The sequence below is a fragment of the Desulfobaculum sp. genome (assembly GCF_054921475.1).
The window spans coordinates 1-4,279 of sequence record NZ_JBUDSW010000284.1 but is presented as its reverse complement, the minus strand read 5'-3'; the positions used below and the strand labels follow the sequence as shown (position 1 = coordinate 4,279).

General features: G+C 61.6%; 3 protein-coding genes. 2 read left to right on the top strand and 1 reads right to left on the bottom strand.

Going from position 1 to position 4,279, the window contains the following annotated elements:
- Positions 1-163: 163 nt before the first annotated feature.
- Complete coding sequence (locus ACY69P_RS14635) at positions 164-628, bottom strand: MarR family winged helix-turn-helix transcriptional regulator (RefSeq protein ID WP_404845794.1); 465 nt, start codon at positions 626-628, stop codon at positions 164-166.
- A 303-nt stretch (positions 629-931) separates the two neighbouring features.
- Here ACY69P_RS14635 and ACY69P_RS14630 point away from each other — a divergent pair, with 303 nt between their 5' ends.
- A complete protein-coding gene (locus ACY69P_RS14630; RefSeq protein ID WP_462328003.1) occupies positions 932-2,179 on the top strand; it encodes a glycosyltransferase in 1,248 nt (415 codons plus the stop codon).
- Between the two features lie 196 nt (positions 2,180-2,375).
- Positions 2,376-4,274, top strand: a complete 1,899-nt coding sequence (gene htpG, locus ACY69P_RS14625) for a molecular chaperone HtpG (RefSeq protein WP_462328002.1) — start codon at positions 2,376-2,378, stop codon at positions 4,272-4,274.
- The last annotated feature ends 5 nt before the right edge of the window (positions 4,275-4,279 follow it).

The window sequence follows — 4,279 nt, the reverse complement described above, 5'->3', positions numbered from 1 at the left end:
GTCACGATAACCTTGGCGGGAGGTGGCCCCTGCTTGTTCTGCGAGGAATCCTCCTGCGCGCCCGCAGGGAAGGCGCAAAAGAGAAGGATGAGGGCGGACAAGACAACAGCAGCAGGCAGACGCGACATAAGCAGACCTCCGGCCGCCCTCATGGCGGCTCGATTTAACTCGTGGTTTCGCGCATATCAACGATGTGGTTACACAGTGTGTTGAGCATACGGACCAGTTCCTTCTGTTCGTCATCACTCAGACAGGAGAACGCCTTGCTGGCGAGGTCCATGACAAAGGGCATGACTTCGCCGCGCAGCTCGCGACCTTTGGACGTCAGGTAGATTTTGTAGGTCCGCCTGTCCGAGGGGTCCTTCTCGCGGTAGACTATACCTTTCCCTTCAAGGACGTCTATCATCCGAGTGATGTTCGCCGTATCTTTGAAGGACAACTCGGCCAGCTCCTTCTGGGAGCGGCCTTCCTGCTCCCACAGGTGGCACAACAGCGCCCACTGCTCGCTTGTCACTTCGATTCCGGCTTCGCGCAGGTAGCGGCGTAGCTCAAACTTGATGGCCTTGCCCGTGCGGGCAATGACGTAACCTGGATAATTGGTCAGAAAATATTTCTCTTCTGTAATCATAGTGCAACATCCCCTATAGTGAGTGCTCACCCACTATCCCCGCAAGTCTTGTGTGTCAATGCTTTTCGACAATCAGCCGGGGTCCCGGCCAATTTACATTTCCCTTGGCACAAGATTGCGTTATCTTTGTACGATGGAGCGAGACTGCAATCCGTCAGGCGCCACTTGCGCCTGCGCCCCACCGATTGTCTGCAACAGTGGTCACCTATAACAGATGATTATTGCGGGAACAACAGTCTTCCACCTGATCTTTTTTTGCATGATAAATCAGGGAACTAGTTTCAAAACACCAGGGGAAACGTCATGAAAACGCCACATTTTCGCGTCGCCATCATCATCCCCGCACTCAATAATCCCGCCCTGACCTCCGACTGCCTCACCTCCATCAAGGCCACCACACAGGGGCACAGCATCGCCGTGGTGGTGGCAGACAATGGCTCTGAGGCCGACAGCCTGCACATGGTGAACAAGCACCTTGCGGCCACCTTTCCGGAAAGCGGCTTCCTGCTCCAACACCCGGCGGGCACGCCCTTTGGCGTCGCCTGCACCCGCGCCGGACAGGCCGTAGACAGTGATTTTCTCTTTCTGCTCAACAACGATACCCTGTGCGAAGACGGCTGGCTGCCCCCGCTCCTTGCCGCCTTTGACGACACGCCGGACCTTGGCGCCGCAGGGCCGCTGCTGCTCTTTCCGGAAACGCGCACCGTGCAGCACCTTGGCGTCGCCTTCCACCCGGACATGGGACCGGAGCACATCTACTCCCACGTTCCCGGCACGCACCCGCTGTGTCAGGTGCGCCGTCCGGTGCAGGCCATCACCGGAGCGGCCATGCTCATACCGCGCCCCCTCTTTTATGACATGGGCGCGTTCCACGAGGGCTACCGCAACGGATTCGAGGACCTTGAACTGTGCTGCCGCCTGCGTCAGGCCGGGCGCAGCGTGCGGGTTGTGCCCTCCAGCACGGTGCTGCATGTGGGGGGCAGTACAGAAGGACGCTTTGCAAGCGACATCCACAACGGCCGCCTGCTGCGCGAGCGCTGCCCGGACTGCTTCGAGCCGGACTTCCACGCCCTTGTCACGCGCGACGGCTTTGAGGTCCGCCTCACCCGCGCCCTTGATCCGTACCCCGCCCTGCCGCGTGAACGCGGGGAGGAACTGGCGCGCCGCGCCGCGGATAAGCCCCTGAGCGTCATCATGGACACCCTCGCCCGTGAACTCTTCTGGGAGGAAGGCTACCACCTTGCCATCTCCCGGCTGGAGGCCGCCGGGGACCTGAGCGGCGCGCTGGGTGTTCGGTATACGCAGTCGCTGTTCATGCCCCACGCGGCCAATGCCGCCGCCCTTGCGGGGCTGGCCGCCCGTTGCGGGCACACGGACCTCGCCCGGGCCGTCTCCGCCACCTGCGACACCCTCCTCTCGCGGGAGCGGGACACCGCCGCCCTCACCCAGACCGCCCGCCGCTACGCGGACCTGTTTGCCGCGCGCGGGGACGAACGCCACGCCGCGCTCTACCGCCGCTGGCTTGAAACTGCGGCTCCGCCCGCCCATTAATCCCTCCGTGCACCGCTCTGGCCCCACGTTCTGCCCACGACGCAGACGAAGGCCCCCGCACCTCAAGTGCTCCTACACCTTTCCTGCCACGCCACAGCCCGCCGCGCAGGGTTTCTGCCATGCGTCCCCTTGACAATCCGCCCCCCGAAATTATGTGCAATATGAAATTTTTTGTCTCAAAGAGGAGGAATCCCACATGGCTGCACAGCACAGCGAACATACATTTAAGGCCGAGATCACCCAGCTTCTCGACATCATCACCAACTCCATCTACACCAACCGCGACATTTTCCTGCGCGAGCTTATCTCCAATGCGTCCGACGCCATGGACAAGGTCCGCTTTTTGACCTCCAGCGGCAGCGACGTTGTGGACTCCGACGCCGAACTCGCCATCACCATCACCACGGACAAGGACGCGCGGACCATCACGGTGACGGACACCGGCATTGGCCTCACGCGCGACGAACTCATCGCCAACATCGGCACCATCGCCCACTCCGGCTCTGCCTCCTTCATGGAAGAGGCCGCCAAAAACGGCACGCAGGCCGATTCCATCATCGGGCGCTTTGGCGTTGGCTTCTACTCCGTGTTCATGGTGGCGGACAACGTCACCATCACCAGCCGCTCCGCCATGCAGGACGCAGCCCCCGTGGTCTGGACCTCCGGCGGCACGGGCAGCTACACCATCGAGGACGCCGAAGGCGACGTGCCCCGCGGCACCACCATCTCCATCCACCTGAAGGAAGACGCCGCCGACTTTGCGGACACCGAGCGCCTCAAGGGCATCATCCGCGAGCACTCCAACTTTATCTCCTTCCCCATCAAGGTGGACGGCGAGCATGTGAACACCCAGCCCGCCCTGTGGCGCGAGCCCAAGTTCCAGATCAAGCAGGACCAGTACGACGAGTTCTACAAGTTCCTCACCTACGACACCAACGCCCCGCTGGACACCCTGCACATCGCGGTTGACGCGCCCGTGCAGTTCAACGCCCTGCTCTTTGTGCCGGATATGTCCTCCGGCGGCTTTTTCAATGATCCCGAAACCTACGGGCTGGACCTGTACGTGCGCCGCGTGCTCATCGACCGCCGCCACAAGGACCTCATCCCCCAGTATCTCGGCTTTATGCGCGGCGTGGTGGACACCGAGGACCTGCCCCTCAATATCTCCCGCGAGACCCTGCAGGAAAACGTCCTCATCGACAAAATCCGCAACACCGTCACCAAGCAGGTGCTCACCCGTCTGGCCAAGCTGGCCGAGGACGACGCGGAAAAATACGCCTCCTTCTGGAAGAACCACCACAAGGTGTTCAAGCTGGGCTACAGCGACTTCATGAACAAGGACCGCTTTGCCGAACTGCTGCGCTTCAACTCCTCCGCCAACGAGGACGCCGACGGCCTGACCTCCCTCGCCGAATACGCCGAGCGTATGAAGGACGGCCAGAAGGAGATTTACTACATCTCCGGCAACAGCCGCGAAGCCATCCGCCTGAATCCCCACGGCGAAATTTTCCGCCGCAAGGGCATTGAGGTGCTCTACCTCTACGAGCCCATTGACGAATTCATCATGGAGGCCCTGCGCGAGTACAAGGAATTCCGCCTTGTGGCCGCAGAGCAGGCCGACATGGCCGCCCTTGAGGCCTTCAAGGACACCGAGGACGGCCCCGCCGCCACCGAGACCCTGTCCGAAGAGGACGAAAAGACCTTTGACGACGTGCTGGCCGCCATCAAGAGCATCCTTGGCGAGCGCGTGGAGGACGTGCGCGTCTCCCGCCGCCTCAAGGACAGCCCCGCCTGCCTCGTCAGCGCGGACGGCACCAGCTCCCAGATGCAGAAAATGATGCAGATTATGTCCAAGGACACCACGCCCCCGGTCAAGATTCTGGAGCTGAACCGCGACCACGCGCTGGCCCGCAACCTGCTGAAAATCTACAAGGGCAACGCCGAGGACCCGTTCTTCCGCACCAGCGTGGAGCACCTGTACGAAGGCGCGCTCCTGCAGGAAGGCTACCTCAACGACCCGCACGCCCTTGTGGCGCGCATCAACGAACTGCTGGAAAAATCCAGCGGCTGGTACGCCGAAATCAAAAACTACTAGCGCCC

Coding starts and splice junctions, on each gene's coding strand:
- ACY69P_RS14635 (WP_404845794.1), bottom strand. CDS start 628: ATGATTACAGAAGAGAAATATTTTCTGACCAATTATCCAGGTTACGTC.
- ACY69P_RS14630 (WP_462328003.1), top strand. CDS start 932: ATGAAAACGCCACATTTTCGCGTCGCCATCATCATCCCCGCACTCAAT.
- htpG (WP_462328002.1), top strand. CDS start 2,376: ATGGCTGCACAGCACAGCGAACATACATTTAAGGCCGAGATCACCCAG.